General features: G+C 62.2%; 13 protein-coding genes. 10 read left to right on the top strand and 3 right to left on the bottom strand.

The genetic code is table 11. The features are described from left to right. Positions 1–3: 3 nt before the first annotated feature. From tssK to tagH, 3 genes are read right to left on the bottom strand one after another with little or no spacing between them, the layout of a single operon-like run. A complete protein-coding gene (gene tssK / locus DK871_RS00435; RefSeq protein ID WP_019818126.1) occupies positions 4–1,338 on the bottom strand; it encodes a type VI secretion system baseplate subunit TssK in 1,335 nt (444 codons plus the stop codon). Positions 1,339–1,356: 18 nt separating this feature from the next. After that, positions 1,357–1,866: a type VI secretion system lipoprotein TssJ gene (gene tssJ, locus DK871_RS00440; protein ID WP_056790881.1), complete on the bottom strand. Its 510-nt coding sequence runs from the start codon at positions 1,864–1,866 to the stop codon at positions 1,357–1,359. Positions 1,867–1,923: 57 nt separating this feature from the next. Beyond that, positions 1,924–3,252 (bottom strand): type VI secretion system-associated FHA domain protein TagH, encoded by a 1,329-nt coding sequence (tagH, locus tag DK871_RS00445; RefSeq protein WP_161903633.1) that lies wholly within the window; start codon positions 3,250–3,252, stop codon positions 1,924–1,926. A gap of 393 nt (positions 3,253–3,645) precedes the next feature. On the opposite strand from tagH, the gene tssA reads away from it, so the two are divergent. The 10 genes from tssA (at position 3,646) to DK871_RS00495 (ending at position 16,037) form a co-directional block, all read left to right on the top strand. Then, positions 3,646–4,665 (top strand): type VI secretion system protein TssA, encoded by a 1,020-nt coding sequence (gene tssA, locus DK871_RS00450; RefSeq protein ID WP_161903634.1) that lies wholly within the window; start codon positions 3,646–3,648, stop codon positions 4,663–4,665. A gap of 54 nt (positions 4,666–4,719) precedes the next feature. Further along, positions 4,720–5,226: a type VI secretion system contractile sheath small subunit gene (gene tssB, locus DK871_RS00455; protein ID WP_003195557.1), complete on the top strand. Its 507-nt coding sequence runs from the start codon at positions 4,720–4,722 to the stop codon at positions 5,224–5,226. 2 nt (positions 5,227–5,228) lie between these two features. Further along, entirely contained in the window at positions 5,229–6,725 is a 1,497-nt protein-coding gene (gene tssC, locus DK871_RS00460) for a type VI secretion system contractile sheath large subunit (RefSeq protein ID WP_003195559.1), read from the top strand. Between the two features lie 169 nt (positions 6,726–6,894). Beyond that, entirely contained in the window at positions 6,895–7,383 is a 489-nt protein-coding gene (locus DK871_RS00465) for a type VI secretion system tube protein Hcp (RefSeq protein WP_003195562.1), read from the top strand. A gap of 72 nt (positions 7,384–7,455) precedes the next feature. Then, complete coding sequence (gene tssE / locus DK871_RS00470; protein ID WP_034129256.1) at positions 7,456–7,971, top strand: type VI secretion system baseplate subunit TssE; 516 nt, start codon at positions 7,456–7,458, stop codon at positions 7,969–7,971. Next, on the top strand, positions 7,968–9,827 hold the full coding sequence (tssF, locus tag DK871_RS00475; protein ID WP_003195564.1) for a type VI secretion system baseplate subunit TssF: 1,860 nt from the start codon (positions 7,968–7,970) through the stop codon (positions 9,825–9,827). Before tssE ends, tssF begins: the two co-directional genes overlap by 4 nt. Then, positions 9,791–10,834: a type VI secretion system baseplate subunit TssG gene (gene tssG / locus DK871_RS00480; protein WP_161903635.1), complete on the top strand. Its 1,044-nt coding sequence runs from the start codon at positions 9,791–9,793 to the stop codon at positions 10,832–10,834. The genes tssF and tssG overlap by 37 nt, the downstream gene beginning before the upstream one ends. Next, positions 10,827–13,487 carry a type VI secretion system ATPase TssH gene (gene tssH / locus DK871_RS00485; RefSeq protein WP_161903636.1) on the top strand — a complete coding sequence of 887 codons (2,661 nt, stop codon included), beginning with the start codon at positions 10,827–10,829 and terminating at the stop codon, positions 13,485–13,487. Before tssG ends, tssH begins: the two co-directional genes overlap by 8 nt. A 156-nt stretch (positions 13,488–13,643) precedes the next feature. Then, positions 13,644–15,587, top strand: a complete 1,944-nt coding sequence (locus DK871_RS00490; protein WP_161903637.1) for a type VI secretion system Vgr family protein — start codon at positions 13,644–13,646, stop codon at positions 15,585–15,587. 15 nt (positions 15,588–15,602) lie between these two features. Further along, on the top strand, positions 15,603–16,037 hold the full coding sequence (locus DK871_RS00495; protein ID WP_161903638.1) for a DcrB-related protein: 435 nt from the start codon (positions 15,603–15,605) through the stop codon (positions 16,035–16,037). Positions 16,038–16,046 lie beyond the last annotated feature (9 nt).

A 16,046-nucleotide genomic window follows, 5' to 3' on the forward strand; every position in this document is an offset into this window, starting at 1 on the left:
CAATTATCCTCGGATCGCCCAGAAGGCCAGGTTCAAGCCCGGGAACTGCCCGGCGATATGGAAGGCGAAACCGCCGGAATTATTCAGCTGCTGCCAGTGCTCGCTGCCACGGTCCAGCTCGTAGTAGGTGCTGCCTGCGTGGTAAGGCAACTGGCGTGGCGCCACCGGCAACGGCAGCAGGCCGATGCCCGGCAGTTGCAGGTTGACCATGTCGCGGATGTGCTCCACCGAGCCGACCTTGCTCTGCTGGCCGAAACGCGCACGCAGGGTTTCGCCGGGCACATCGGCGCGTACCACGAGGATGAAACTGGCGTTGTCGAGCAGGGTCTTGTCGGCCAGCATCGCCACATGGATGCCGTAGGCTTTCTCCACAATCGGGATCGGCGTGGCCTTGCTGTCGATGAGCATCGACAGCGCCTCACGCAAGGCCGCCATCACCGGCATGAAGCTCAGGGCCAGGTCGTCGTGCTGGTACTGCGGGTATTCGTGGGGACGGCGGCTGGAGGTTGAGAAGGTGGAAAACTCACCGGCCAGGCTGACCAGTTCGCTGAAGAAGCGCTCCGGGTGCAACGGGCTCAACTGGCTGAAGTGCTGGATCAGCGGCTGGGCGCGGTTGACCAGTTGCAGCAGCATGAAGTCGGCGATCTCCGAGGCACCACCGGCCCCCGAAGCCACCACGCGACCGGCCAGCGCTTCGCCACGCTGGTGCAACAGGCCCAGCAGTTCGCTGCGAAAGGCCGTCAGCGGTTTGCTCGCGGCCACGTCCAGCACCGGCGGGATATAGGTGTCATCGAGCACCAATGCGCGGTCGGCGCGTTTTTCCTTGATGCGTACCAGGCCGATGGCGGCGTAGTCGCTGATGCCATCCTGCGCTGTCAGCAGGCGCAATGCCCGCGAGCCCACGGCCACCGGTGCGCGGTTTTCGAACGGGGCGTTGTCGTCGCGCACTTCGCGCACCTGGCTCACGTAGCGCGCCGCTTCCAGGGCTTCACCCTCGTCCACCGTGTCACGGGCGCCGGCGCGCTTGAGCGGCAGGGCCAGGTACACCAGGCCGTCGCGCAGGTTGTCGTCGATGTTCAACGGGCTCGGCGCCAGGTCGTCCTGGGGAATATTGAACGGCGTGCCATCGGGCAACAGGCCGCGGGCCGACACGATCGCCAGCTTGCCCTGGGCCAGCAGGCCCTGGTCGATCAGCAACTCGGAGAACCCCCAGGCACCCGCCGACAATGGGCGGCTGCGGGCGTCGATCAGGTTTTCCAGGTAACGGTCATGCTGCTGGAAGTGCTGCGTTCCGATGAACATGCCTTCCGACCAGACCACGCGATTGTTCCAGGACATGGGGGCTCCGATTGCTTGTTATTGGGCTGGGCTGGATGGGGAAGCCACGACGTCGGCGCGCACGGCATGCACGTCGAGGCTGATCTGGTATTCGCTGTATTGGCGCGGCGGCACGTTGATGACGGCGCGCCATTGCGCGCGGTCCAACTCGCGATAGCCCACCAGCAAGCCGATCTGGCGCGTGGACGGGTCGAGATCGCGCTGCACGCTCAGTTGTTGGCCGGGCTGCACCATCACTTCGTCCTGGTCCAGCAGGTCCAGGCCCAGGGTGGATTGCGCACGGTCAGCCAGGGCGAAGTAATCGGAGCGTGAAAAGGTCGCGGCGTTTTTCAATTCGAAAATGCGCACCCGTACCGGCGCGGCCTGGCCGTTGGCACCGGGGTTAAGCCCGGCAATCGCGTGAAAATGCAGCTCAACGGCGGCCGTGTCAGCTTCGGCCTCGGCAGCCGCCTGGGGTTTGACCGCGTCGTTGGCACACGCCGTCAGCAGCAGCGCAGTGGCCGCTGCAAGTAAAAACCTGGGAATCATCCTGCGTCCTCAATGACGTATTTAGCTATCCGTTTTATCCATTAATGCGAGGCGTTTTCAGCGTCGCTGGCGTGCACTGTGTTCTTCGTAGGCCCGGCTGAATTCGCGACCGAACAGGTCCTGGAAATCGTCCTGGGCCTCGCGGGAAATGTTGCTGTAGAGCTCGGTGAACTGCTGCCAGTACTGGGCCTGACGCGAACCGTTGAAAAGACTCGAGAGCCCGCCGGGCTTGCCCATGCGCTCCTCCAATTGCGCCGGTTCAAAGCGCGTGAGCAGGTGCTTGATCGCCGCTTCCACGCCAGCCATCACGGCCAACTGGTGGGCGCGCAGGTCGTCGAAACTGTCACGTACGGCGAGGTCCGGCGCCATGAACGCCTGGTTGCCATGACGCAGCAACAGCAGTAACGCTTCGTCGGCATTCGGGGCGAATTTCAATGGGTTGTTTTCGGCGGGGCGGATCATCGTCTGCTGCATGCGAAACTCGCCCTTGAGGCTGGCACGGGCGCGCAAGACGTCGATCAGGCCCTCGACCATCAGCCGGTAGCTGCGGCCGATGCTTTCCATCTGCGCGCAGGCGTCGGCTTTATCCAGGCGCAACTGGTCCAGGCCCGCACCGCGCAGGAAGGCTTGCAGAAGGTCCGGTTGTGGCTCGGCATTGGCCACGGGGAGCGCAACAGGCTCGACCTCAGGTGGCGGCGGGATGATCGGGTCTGGGGCGGGCGCAGCATTGACCACGGGCGCGGGCGCGTCGCTGAACAGGTCCCAGTCTTCGGGAATCACCGAGCCTTGCACCGCCGGCTTTTCGGGCGCCGGTACGGCCACCGGAGCCGGGGGGCGAAAATCGTGTTGCTCGGACGGCACATGGTCCGCCACGGTGGGCGGCGGCACGGCGGTGGGGCTGAGGAAGTCGAACAGGTCTGGCAGGGTTTCCATGGCCGAGGCGCCCTGGAACTGCGGCGCGATCATCGGCGTGGGCGCAGGCTGGCTCGCCACGGCGCCCATCAGCGCTTCAAAGCTGTTGGGTGAGTCACCGGCAAATGGCTGGCTGTCGATGGTTTGCACGTTGAAGTCGATGCGCGCCTGGATTTCGTAGTCACCGATGCGGATCAACTCACCGTCTTGCAACGGCTCGCTGTTACCCCGACGCATACGAATACCCGCCTTGACCAATTCCACACCATTGGTGCTGTTATCGGTTAAGTAGTAACGGCCATCTTTGTATTGAATAACGCAATGTTGCGAAGAGACGAGACGCTCAGGGTCGGGTAATACCCAGTCATTGTCAGAACTGCGGCCAATAGCCATCACGCCCTGATCCATGGACTTTTCGGGGCATTGCCCAGGGGTGATCTTGTGATAACTAGTGATAGTCAAACACAGCGACATCTTGCCTCCTTGCTGATACATCGCGCGCAGTCTACCCAGAAGGCAGTGCCACCCTGGAGAGTCCCGTCCTGTCGTACAAACGACCGCCAAAATCTGCTTTTACCAGCATGATCGCTGATCTTAACCGGCTTCCATGACAAAAATCCGCTCTGGGCGCGCCTTTCGACCCGCCAGTCGCGCAGGTTGTTAAACACCGCACATCTGTCACAGAGGGCGAATAGCTTACCTTGACAAGCCATAAGTACTACACCAAAAATGCACAACTTCTTGAACATCAGTGATGGCGCAGTAGTGGCACGCTGAGTATATGACCAAGAAAACATGCACAGTTCATTACGCAACTAGTGCATGCATTGCCCGCCGTCCAGCGGGCCGATAAGGAGATCGAATTCAGTGGATGTGCCGTTGCTGCTCACCGCCGTTTCCGCGACGTCGCCCTGTGGCGAAGACATGGAATATGACGCGCAATTTCTGCAGTTGGAACGTGATGCCAAGGGCCAACCCGAACGCAGCATGGGCGACTCGATCCTGCCCGCTGAGCCGCCCGAGTGGCGCAGCATCCAGCAGCAAAGCCTCGACCTGTTGCAGCGCAGCAAAGACCTGCGCATCACCCACTTTCTGCTGCAAAGCACCCTCGCCCTCCAGGGTGTGGCCGGGCTGGCCGAAGTCCTCACGCTGATCGACGCCTTGCTGCGCCAATACTGGGCCGAGCTGCACCCGCGCCTGGATGCCGACGATGACAACGACCCCACCGTACGCATCAACGCCCTTACCGGCCTGACCTGCGAGACCAATATTCGTCTGCTGCGCGAAAGCATCCTCACACGCTCGCGCACCTTCGGGCCCGTGAGCCTGCGCGCAGCGCTCAACGCCAGCGGCCTGCAAAGTTTTGCCGATGAGCAGTTGGGCAACCAGCAACTCAACGCCGCGTTCCTGGACAGCGACCCCGAACAACTGCAAGCCACCCGTGACGCCTTGAGCGCCGCGCGGGCGGCGTGCGAGGCCATTGAGCAACAGGTCAATGACCAAGTCGGTTCCGCCCAGGGCGTGGACCTCAGCGCCTTGAAGCAGCCGCTCAAACAGGCCCTGCAACTGCTCAACCAAGCAGTGCCAGGCACCGACAGCAGCAGCGATCCCGAGGCCGTCAGTGAAGACAATGCCCCCTCGGTCGATAACGCCGCCGCGCCCGCAGCCCCTCGCCCCACTGGCGACATCGCCACCCGCGACGATGTGCTGCGCAGCCTCGACAAAATCCTCGCGTACTACACCCGCCACGAGCCTTCGAGCCCGCTGCCGGTGTTGTTGAACCGAGCCAAGAATCTGGTGCATGCCGACTTTGCGGCCATCGTGCGCAATCTGATTCCCGATGGCATGTCCCAATTTGAAAACCTGCGCGGCCCCGAAAGCGAGTAAGCCGCCGGACCGTGCAGTAACAACACCGTCGCTCAAGCGACCAGGAGCAGCAACGTGGCGAAGCAAAGTTCTCAGAAATTCATCGCGCGCAACCGTGCGCCTCGAGTGCAGATCGAGTACGACGTCGAGCTTTACGGCGCCGAGAAAAAGGTCCAGCTGCCCTTCGTAATGGGCGTGATGGCCGACCTCGCCGGCAAGCCTGCCGAGCCGCTGGCACCCGTGGCCGACCGCAAGTTCCTTGAGGTGGACGTCGACAACTTCGACTCACGCCTCAAGGCCATGCAGCCACGCGTGGCGTTCCACGTACCCAATGAGCTGACAGGCGAAGGCAACCTGAGCCTGGACATCACCTTCGAAAGCATGGACGACTTCAGCCCGGCCGCCGTGGCCCGCAAGGTCGACTCCCTGAACCAGCTGCTCGAAGCCCGCACCCAATTGGCCAACCTGCTGACCTACATGGACGGCAAGACCGGCGCTGAAGAAATCATCATGAAGGCGATCAAGGACCCGGCATTGCTTCAGGCACTTGCCAGCGCGCCCAAGCCTGCAGGGGAGCAGTAATCATGACGGACAATACCGCCCGCGAAGGCAGCCAGATCCTGGGTACCACCGAAGAAGCCAGCGAGTTTGCGAACCTGCTGCTGCAAGAATTCAAACCCAAGACCGAGCGTGCCCGCGAAGCCGTTGAAACCGCGGTGCGCACCCTGGCTGAACAGGCCCTGGCGCAAACCGACCTGGTGTCCAACGACGCGATCAAGTCGATCGAGTCGATCATCGCCGCCATCGACGCCAAGCTCACCGCCCAGGTCAACCAGATCATCCACCACCAAGACTTCCAACAACTGGAAAGCGCCTGGCGTGGCCTGCATTACCTGGTCAATAACACCGAGAGCGATGAGCAACTGAAGATTCGCGTGCTCAACATCTCCAAGCCAGACCTGCACAAGACCCTGAAGAAATTCAAGGGCACCGCGTGGGACCAGAGCCCGATCTTCAAGAAGATGTACGAAGAAGAATACGGCCAGTTCGGTGGCGAACCGTACGGCTGCCTAGTGGGCGACTATTACTTCGACCAGTCGCCGCCCGACGTGGAACTGCTGGGCGAGCTGTCGAAAGTCTGCGCCGCCATGCACTCGCCGTTCATCGCGGCGGCCTCGCCGACTGTGATGGGCATGGGCTCGTGGCAGGAACTGTCGAACCCACGCGACCTGACCAAGATCTTCACCACCCCGGAATACGCCGGCTGGCGCTCGCTGCGTGAATCGGAAGACTCGCGCTACATCGGCCTGACCATGCCGCGCTTCCTGGCACGCCTGCCGTACGGCGCCAAGACCGACCCGGTGGAAGCCTTCGCTTTCGAAGAAAACACCGACGGCGCCGACAGCTCCAAGTACACCTGGGCCAACGCCGCCTACGCCATGGCGGTGAACATCAACCGTTCGTTCAAGCACTACGGCTGGTGCTCGCGCATCCGCGGTATCGAGTCTGGCGGTGAAGTGGAAAACCTGCCGGCCCACACGTTCCCGACCGATGACGGTGGCGTGGACATGAAGTGCCCGACCGAAATCGCCATCAGCGACCGCCGTGAAGCGGAACTGGCGAAGAACGGTTTCATGCCGCTGCTGCACAAGAAAAACACCGACTTCGCCGCGTTCATCGGCGCCCAGTCGCTGCAAAAGCCTGCCGAATACGACGACCCGGACGCCACCGCCAACGCCAACCTGGCCGCGCGCCTGCCGTACCTGTTCGCCACGTGCCGTTTCGCCCATTACTTGAAGTGCATCGTGCGCGACAAGGTCGGCTCCTTCAAAGAGAAGGACGAAATGCAGCGCTGGTTGCAGGACTGGATCCTCAACTACGTCGACGGCGACCCGGCACACTCCACCGAAACCACCAAGGCCCAGCACCCGTTGGCGGCGGCCGAGGTGATCGTGGAAGAAGTCGAAGGCAACCCGGGGTATTACAACTCCAAGTTCTACCTGCGCCCGCACTATCAGCTTGAAGGGCTGACGGTTTCGTTGCGTTTGGTATCGAAGCTGCCTTCGGCAAAAAGCGCCTAAGTAACGGTTGAGCTAGCTCTTCTGTGGGAGCCGGGCTTGCCCGCGATGCAGGCGATGCGGTCTGCCAGTCAGACCGCGTTGATGCCATCGCAGGCAAGCCAGCTCCCACAGAAAAGCACTGCCCTCTGGGCATAACACATTCGTGGCCTGAGCCACACAGGGAGAAAACATGGCTGTTGATATTTTCATCAAGATCGGCGACATCAAGGGCGAGTCCATGGACAAGGCCCACAAGGACGAAATCGATGTGTTGAACTGGAGCTGGGGCATGTCCCAGTCCGGCAACATGCACGTCGGCGGTGGCGGCGGCGCGGGCAAGGTGAATATCCAGGACCTGTCGCTGACCAAGTACGTCGACAAGGCTTCGCCTAACCTGATGATGCACTGCGCCAGCGGCAAGCACATCGACAAGGTCAAGCTGACCGTGCGCAAGGCCGGTGGCGAGAGCCAGGTCGAGTACATGGTGATCAACCTGGAAGAAGTGCTGGTCACTTCCTTGAGCACCGGCGGTTCGGGCAGCGATGACCGCCTGACCGAAAACGTCACCCTGAACTTCGCCCAAGTGATGGTCGACTACCAGCCGCAGAAAGCCGACGGCACCAAAGACGGCGGCGCGATCAAGTTCGGCTGGAATATCCGTTCCAACACCAAACGCTGATAGCCCTTGTGGCCGTGGCCTGGTGCCACGGCCATTGTGTCCCTCTCGCAACCCGTCCGTGGAGCTGCTTTGGTGGTAACTGAAATCGCTTCCCGCGACCGTCTGCAACCGTCCCTGCTGGACCGGTTGACCGACGAAGACCCGACCAACCCCAAGGAAAGCGCCGACAAACGCGTGCTGTCCCTGACCCAATTGAAGGCCTCGGTGCTGCGTGACCTGGCGTGGTTGCTCAACACCACCTCGTTACTCGATACCGATGCCACGCTGCACACCCCGGCCGGCACGTCGGTGGTCAATTACGGCCTGCCGGCACTGGCGGGCAACAGCGCTTCGAGCGTTGATATCAAAGCCCTGGAAGCCTTGATTTACCAGGCCATCGCCACCTTCGAGCCGCGTATTTTGCGCCATACGCTGCGGGTCAAGGCGCGTATGGGCCATGGCGAGATGAATCACAACGCCCTGAGTTTCGAGATTGAAGGCGACCTGTGGGCACAGCCGGTGCCGTTGCGCTTGCTGTTGCAGACCGACGTGGACCTGGAGTCCGGCCATGTGCGCGTGCTCAATGCCGACCAGCGGAGGCGCCCATGAACCCGCGCCTGCTGGAGCTGTACAACCAGGAACTGCACCACGTGCGCGAAAGCGCCGCCGAGTTCGCCAAGGAATACCCCAAGATCGCCAGTCGGCTGACCCTGTCCGGCATGGACTGCGCCGACCCGTACGTCGAACGTTTGCTTGAAGGCTTCGCCTATCTCACGGCCCGCGTGCAGCTCAAGCTCGACGCCGAGTACCCGACCTTCACCCACAACTTGCTGGAAATCGCCTACCCGCACTACCTGGCACCGACGCCGTCGATGACCGTGGTGCAATTGCAGACCGACCCCGATGAAGGCTCCCTGGCCGGCGGTTTCCCGTTGCCCCGTGACACGGTGCTGCGGGCCGCCCTGGGCCGTGAAACCCAGACCTGCTGCGAGTACCGCACCGCGCACCCGGTGACGCTGTGGCCGTTGCAGGTCAGCAACGCCGAATATTTCGGCAACCCCGCCGCCGTGCTCGGGCGCCTGGCCGCCAGCGAACCGAAAGCCAAGGCCGGCCTGCGCCTGACCCTGCGCACTGGCGCCGAACTGCCGTTCAACAGCCTCGACCTGGACACCTTGCCGCTGTACCTGAGCGGCGCCGATGAACAACCGTTTCGCCTCTACGAACAACTGCTGGGCAACGCCTGTGCGGTGTTTGCGCGCCAGCCCGGTGGCGATTGGGTCGAGCGCCTGCCCCAGGGCGCGTTGCGCTCGCGGGGGTTCGACGATGCCGATGCGGCCATGCCGGTGGTGGCGCGGGCATTCCAGGGCTATCGCCTGTTGCAGGAATACTTCGCCCTGCCCCATCGCTTCCTGTTCGTTGAGTTCGCCGAACTGAGCCGTGCGGTCAAACGCTGTGACGGCCAGGAGCTGGAACTGATCGTGCTGTTTGACCGCCACGAGCCAAGCCTGGAAGGCAGCGTCGGCGCCGCGCAGTTCTTGCCGTTCTGCACACCCGCCATCAACCTGTTCCCCAAGCGCGTGGACCGCATCCACTTGTCCGACCGAGTCAATGAACACCACGTGATCGCCGACCGTACGCGGCCGATGGATTTCGAGATTCACTCCTTGAGCGGCATCACCGGCCACGGCACCGGGCCGGAGCAACCGTTCTTGCCGTTCTATGCGGTGCGCGATCCGTCGCGCTATGGCCGCGACCAGGCGTATTACAGCGTGCGCCGCGAGCCGCGAGTGCTGTCCAGCGACCAACGCCGCAATGGCCCACGCTCCACTTATGTGGGCAGTGAAACCTTCGTCAGCCTGGTGGACAGCCGCCAGGCGCCGTATCGCCATGACCTGCGCCAACTGGGCGTGACGGCGCTGTGCACCAACCGCGATCTGCCGCTGTTCATGAGCGTGGGCAACGGCAAGACCGACTTCACCCTAGCCGACAGTGCGCCGGTACTGGCCGTGCGGTGTGTGGCGGGGCCAAGCCGTCCGCGTGCCAGCCATGCGCATGACGCCAAGGCCTGGCGCCTGATCAGCCAGTTGTCGCTCAACTACCTGTCCTTGAGCGAACAGGGCCAGGGCGCCGGCGCCTTGCGTGAACTGCTGCGCCTGTACGGCGACAGCAATGACGCCGCCCTGCAATTGCAGATCGAAGGCCTGCGCGAAGTCAGCAGCAAGGCGGTGACCCGACGCCTACCGATGCCCGGCCCGATTGTGTTTGGCCGCGGCCTGGAAATCACCTTGGAGTTCGATGAAAACGCGTTTCGCGGCACCGGCGTGTTCCTGCTCGGTGCAGTGCTGGAGCGCTTCCTGGCACGCTACGTGTCGATCAACAGTTTTACCGAGACGGTGATCCGTACCACCGAACGCGGCGAGATCATGCGATGGAAAGCCAAGCCCGGACGGCGTCCGACCCTGTGAGAACCCTGGACGCGATGCACCAGGAGCCCTGGGAATATGACTTCTTCCAGGCATTGCGGCGCATCGAGTGCGAAACGCCCGAGCTGCCACGCCTGGGCCACTCCCTGCGCCTGGCCGATGATCCGCTGCGCCTGGGGCAGCAGGCCGATTGCACCTTCGCACCCGCCACCCTTGCCTCGGTCGACCCCGGTGGCGACGACAAGCCGGCGCGGTTGGAGCAGTTCTTCTTCGGCCTCGGCGGCCCCAATGGCCCGCTGCCGCTGCACATCACCGAGTACGTGCGCGAGCGCCAACGCAACAACGCCGACAGCACCAGCAAGCAGTTCCTGGATGTGTTCCACCATCGCCTGCTCACCCTGTTCTATCGGGCCTGGGCCGAGGCGCGGCCAACGGTCAGCCATGACCGCCCGGACGATGACTACTGGTCCGCCCGCCTCGCCGCCCTGAGTGGCCGCGGGATGCCGAGCCTGCTCAATCAAGGGCTGATTCCCGATACCGCGAAGCTGCATTACAGCGGCCATCTGTCGGCGCAAACCCGCTACCCGGATGGCTTGAAAGCGATCCTCGGCGAGTACTTCGGCCTGCCGGTAGAGATCGAAGAATACGTCGGCCAATGGCTGGAACTGCCCGAACGCAGCCGCGTGGGGGTCAGCGCCAACCAGCTGGGCGTGGACTTCTGCCTGGGCAGCCACGTGTGGGACCGCCAGCACAAATTCCGCATCCGCCTGGGCCCGCTCACGCTGGATGACTACATGGGCATGCTGCCCGGCCAACAGCCGTTCAACGAGCTGGTGGCGTGGGTGGCCGAGTACCTGGGCCATGAATTGGACTGGGACTTGAACCTGGTTTTGCAACAACCCGAAGTCCCGGCGCTGCAACTCAACGGCCAGTTCCGCCTGGGCTTCAACACCTGGCTCGGCCAACCTGCGCATGACGCCAACGACCTAATCCTGGCCCGGCATTACGCCGACCACGCCACCACCTCAAGGAATCCAGAGCATGGGTGAAATCAGTCGCGCCGCACTGTTCGGCAAACTCAACAGCGTGGCCTACAAGGCCATCGAAGCCGCCACCGTGTTCTGCAAGTTGCGGGGCAATCCGTATGTGGAACTGGCCCACTGGTTTCACCAGTTGCTGCAACTGCAGGACTCGGACCTGCACCGCATCATCCGTCAGTTCAACGTGGAGCCGGCGCGCCTGGCCCGCGACCTCACCGAAGCCCTGGACCGCCTGCCGCGTGGTTCCACGTCGATCACCGACCTGTCCTCCCATGTGGAAGAGGCCGTAGAACGCGGCTGGGTGTATGGCAGCCTGATGTTTGGCGAAAGCCAGGTGCGCACCGGTTATCTGGTGCTGGGCATCTTGAAGACGCCGAGCCTGCGCCATGCGCTGCTGGGTTTGTCCGGCGAGTTCGACAAGATCAAGGCCGAAGCCTTGAGCGAGCGCTTTGATGAATACGTCGGTGACTCGCCGGAAAATGCCTTGAGCGCCAGCGATGGCTTCAATGCCGGCGTCCCTGGCGAGGCCAGCGGTGCCATGGCGCCCAGCGCGATGGGCAAGCAGGAAGCGCTCAAGCGCTTCACTGTGGACCTGACCGAACAGGCCCGCAGCGGCAAGCTCGACCCAATCGTGGGCCGTGACGAGGAGATTCGCCAACTGGTGGATATCCTCATGCGTCGGCGCCAGAACAACCCGATCCTCACTGGTGAGGCCGGGGTGGGCAAGACCGCCGTGGTCGAAGGTTTCGCCCTGCGTATCGTCGCCGGTGACGTGCCACCCGCCTTGAAAGACGTGGAGCTGCGCAGCCTCGACGTGGGCCTGTTGCAAGCCGGCGCCAGCATGAAAGGCGAGTTCGAACAGCGCCTGCGCCAGGTCATCGAAGACGTGCAGGCTTCGCCCAAGCCGATCATCCTGTTTATCGACGAAGCCCATACCCTGGTGGGTGCCGGTGGCGCTGCCGGCACTGGTGACGCGGCCAACCTGCTCAAGCCTGCCCTTGCCCGTGGCACCTTGCGTACCGTGGCCGCCACCACTTGGGCCGAGTACAAAAAGCACATCGAAAAAGACCCGGCCCTGACCCGCCGCTTCCAGGTGGTACAGGTTGCCGAACCGTCGGAAGACAAGGCATTGCTGATGATGCGCGGCGTGGCGTCCACCATGGAAAAACATCACCAGGTGCAGATCCTCGATGAAGCCCTGGAAGCCTCGGTGAAGCTCTCCCACCGCTACATTCCGGCGCGCCAGTTGCCGGACAAATCCGTGAGCCTGCTGGACACCGCCTGTGCCCGCGTCGCTATCAGCCTGCACGCGGTGCCCGCAGAAGTGGACGACAGCCGTCGCCGTATCGAGGCCCTGGAAACCGAGCTGCAAATCATCGCCCGTGAGCATGCGATCGGCATCGCCACGGGTACGCGTCAGAGCAACAGCGAAGCCTTGTTGAGCGCCGAGCGCGAGCGCCTGGCGCCCTTGGAAAGCCGTTGGGCTGAAGAGAAAGCCTTGGTAGATGAACTGCTCGCCACCCGTGCCACCTTGCGGGAAAAAGCCGGTGTGGTGGACAGCGGCAACGATGCGTTGCGTGCGCAATTGGTCGACCTGCAACAGCGCCTCACCGCCCTGCAAGGCGAAACCCCGTTGATCCTGCCGACCGTGGATTACCAGGCCGTGGCCTCGGTGGTCGCCGACTGGACCGGCATCCCGGTGGGCCGCATGGCGCGCAATGAGCTGGAAACCGTGCTCAATCTCGACCAGCACTTGAAGAAACGCATCATCGGCCAGGACCATGCCCTGCAGATGATCGCCAAGCGCATCCAGACCTCCCGCGCCGGCCTAGACAACCCGAGCAAGCCGATTGGCGTGTTCATGCTGGCCGGCACCTCAGGTGTGGGCAAGACCGAAACCGCCCTGGCCCTGGCCGAAGCCATGTATGGCGGCGAGCAGAACGTCATCACCATCAACATGAGCGAGTTCCAGGAAGCCCACACCGTGTCCACGCTCAAGGGCGCGCCTCCAGGCTATATCGGCTACGGCGAAGGCGGCGTGTTGACCGAAGCGGTACGGCGCAAACCCTACAGCGTGGTGCTGCTCGATGAGGTGGAGAAAGCCCACCCGGACGTGCATGAGATTTTCTTCCAGGTGTTCGACAAGGGCGTGATGGAAGACGGCGAAGGCCGGGTGATCGACTTCAAGAACACCCTGATCCTGCTGACCACCAATGCCGGCACCGAGCTGATCTCCCACGTCTGCAAAGACCCGGCGAACATCCCCGAGCCCGAGGAAATCGCCAAGGCCCTGCGTCAGCCACTGCTGGAGATTTTCCCACCGGCCTTGCTCGGCCGCCTGGTGACCATCCCGTACTACCCGCTGAGCGACGAGATGCTCAAGGCAATTACGCGTCTGCAATTGAACCGCATCAAGAAGCGTGTGGAGAACACCCATAAAGTCGCGTTCGAGTATGACGACGCCGTGGTCGACCTGATCGTCTCGCGCTGCACCGAGACTGAAAGCGGCGGGCGCATGATCGACACCATCCTCACCAACAGCCTGCTGCCGGACATGAGCCGCGAGTTCCTCACGCGCATGTTGGAAGGCAAGGCGTTGGCGGGAGTGCGGATCAGCAGTCGGGATAATGAATTGCACTACGACTTCAGCGACACCGAATAACTATTGTTGGAATACGGTCAGTGTGGGAGCTGGCTTGCCTGCGATAGCGGTCTGACATTCAGCATTGATGTTGACTGATCCACCGCTATCGCAGGCAAGCCAGCTCCCACAGTTGATCCGGTTTCGTCAGTAATGACGGTATTTACGGGACTACCGATGCTATTCAACCAAGCCTCACGCCTGGCCAAGATCACCAGCCCCCTCGGGCCGGATGTGCTGCTGCTCAATGAAATGGGCGGCGGTGAAGAGCTGGGCCGGCTGTTCAACTATGAGCTGCAACTGACGTCCCTGGACGCCAACATCGACCTCAACCAGTTGCTGGGCAAACCGATGAGCGTGGGCCTGCAATTGGCCGACGGTGGCGAACGGTACTTTCATGGCATCGTCGCTCGTTGCAGCCAGAACATCGACCAGGGCCAGTTCGCCAGTTACCAGGCCACCCTGCGCCCGTGGCTGTGGTTGCTCAGCCGCACCTCCGACTGCCGCATCTTCCAGAACCTGAGCATTCCGCAGATCATCAAGCAGGTGTTCCGCGACCTGGGCTTTTCCGACTTCGAAGACGCCCTCAGCCGGCCGTATCGCGAGTGGGAATACTGCGTGCAGTACCGCGAGACCAGCTTCGATTTCGTTAGCCGCCTGATGGAACAGGAAGGCATCTATTATTTCTTCCGCCATGAACAGGACCGCCATGTGCTGGTGCTGGCCGACGCCTATGGCGCTCACACCAGCGTGCCCGGCTATGCGTCGATCCCCTACTACCCCAAGGACGAGCAACAGCGCGAACGCGACCATATGCATAACTGGCACCTGGCGCAGGAGGTGCAGCCGGGCTCGCTGGAGCTGAACGACTACGACTTCCAGCGCCCCAGCGCAAGCATCGATGTGCGCTCGGCCATGCCGCGCCCGCACACGGCAGGCGACTACCCGCTGTACGACTACCCCGGCACCTACGTGCAAAGCGCCGACGGCGAACACTATGCGCGCACCCGCATCGAAGCCCTGCAAACCCTGCATGAACAGATCGAGTTCAGCGGCAACGCGCGCGGCCTGGGCTCGGGCCATCTGTTCAGCCTCACCGGCTTCAGCCGCCAGGACCAGAACCGCGAATACCTGATCGTCGGTTGCCGCTACTTCATCGTGCAGGAAAGCCTGGAAAGCGGCGGCGGTTCAGGCTCGGCGCAGTTTGAAAGCAGCCTGACCTGCATCGACGCCCAACAGAGTTTCCGCCCACTGGCCAACACCCACCGCCCCATCGTCAAAGGCCCGCAGACCGCGCTGGTGGTAGGCCCCAAGGGCGAGGAAATCTGGACCGACCAGTATGGCCGCGTGAAGGTGCACTTCTATTGGGACCGCCACGACCAATCCAACGAAAACAGCTCGTGCTGGATTCGTGTGTCGCAATCCTGGGCCGGCAAGAACTGGGGCTCGATGCAGATTCCACGGATCGGCCAGGAGGTGATTGTTAGTTTTCTTGAAGGCGACCCCGACCGACCGATCATCACTGGGCGCGTCTACAACGCTGAGCAGACGGTGCCCTACGACTTGCCAGAGAACGCCACCCAGAGCGGCATGAAAAGCCGCTCCAGCAAAGGCGGCACGCCGGCCAACTTCAATGAAATCCGCATGGAAGACAAGAAGGGGCTGGAGCAGTTGTATATCCATGCCGAGCGTAACCAGGACATCGTGGTGGAGGTGGATGAGAGCCACTCGGTGGGGCATGACCGGAATAAGAGCATCGGTCATGACGAGGTAGTGACGATCGGCAACGACCGGATGCGTGCAGTCAAGCACGACGACATGCTCATGGTGGGGTTCAGCAAGACAGACGCCATCAGTAAAAGTTACCTGATTGAAGTGGGCGAAAACCTGCGCCTGGTCTGTGGCAAAAGCGTGCTGGAGCTCAATGCCAGCGGGCAGATCAATCTCACCGGCGTTCAGATCAATGTGTACTCCGAAGGCAGCTCCGAGATCAACACCGGAGGCAATCTGCATTTGAACATTGGCGGCAAAGGCGGCACCACTCCCATGGGCCAGGGGGTCAAGGGCGACATTGACGCCGCCGTCAACGCCATGTTTCCCAAGCCGTCTTCCGGCCAATAACGAGACTCCGTTTCAATGACCTATCGACTCAATGAATTTCAATTCACCCTGCCCAGCGATGAAGTTCAGGATGCTTCCATCAATATCCTGAAGTTCGCCGCGCTGGGTACGTCGCTGATCGTTAGCCGCAGCCTGCTGGGTGATGGCGAGACGCTGCAGAGCAACTTCGAAGAGCAACTGGCGAAGCTGGAAAAGCAGGTACAGGACTTGCGCTACCAACCGGCCAAGGCTCTTCGTGTAGGCGCGGCGCAGGATATAGACGCCATCGAAGTGCATAACCAGTTCAGCAAAGGCACCGAGCGCATCCATCAATACCAGTTAGCACTTGTGATACCCGGCACTCGGCAGATGCTTGCCCTGAGTTATGTCAAAGCCCAACCCCTGGGCGATGCTGAAAGCGCCCATTGGGCAACCATCAAAAGCACCCTGCAGCTGAATCCCAAACCTTGAAGCCTCTAA

Origin of the sequence: Pseudomonas sp. L13 (assembly GCF_009935965.1) — a bacterium.
GTDB lineage: Bacteria > Pseudomonadota > Gammaproteobacteria > Pseudomonadales > Pseudomonadaceae > Aquipseudomonas > Aquipseudomonas lactis.

Coding starts and splice junctions, on each gene's coding strand:
- tssF (WP_003195564.1), top strand. CDS start 7,968: ATGAACCCGCGCCTGCTGGAGCTGTACAACCAGGAACTGCACCACGTG.
- tssC (WP_003195559.1), top strand. CDS start 5,229: ATGACGGACAATACCGCCCGCGAAGGCAGCCAGATCCTGGGTACCACC.
- tssJ (WP_056790881.1), bottom strand. CDS start 1,866: ATGATTCCCAGGTTTTTACTTGCAGCGGCCACTGCGCTGCTGCTGACG.
- tssK (WP_019818126.1), bottom strand. CDS start 1,338: ATGTCCTGGAACAATCGCGTGGTCTGGTCGGAAGGCATGTTCATCGGA.
- tssG (WP_161903635.1), top strand. CDS start 9,791: ATGGAAAGCCAAGCCCGGACGGCGTCCGACCCTGTGAGAACCCTGGAC.
- DK871_RS00495 (WP_161903638.1), top strand. CDS start 15,603: ATGACCTATCGACTCAATGAATTTCAATTCACCCTGCCCAGCGATGAA.
- DK871_RS00490 (WP_161903637.1), top strand. CDS start 13,644: ATGCTATTCAACCAAGCCTCACGCCTGGCCAAGATCACCAGCCCCCTC.
- tagH (WP_161903633.1), bottom strand. CDS start 3,252: ATGTCGCTGTGTTTGACTATCACTAGTTATCACAAGATCACCCCTGGG.
- tssH (WP_161903636.1), top strand. CDS start 10,827: ATGGGTGAAATCAGTCGCGCCGCACTGTTCGGCAAACTCAACAGCGTG.
- DK871_RS00465 (WP_003195562.1), top strand. CDS start 6,895: ATGGCTGTTGATATTTTCATCAAGATCGGCGACATCAAGGGCGAGTCC.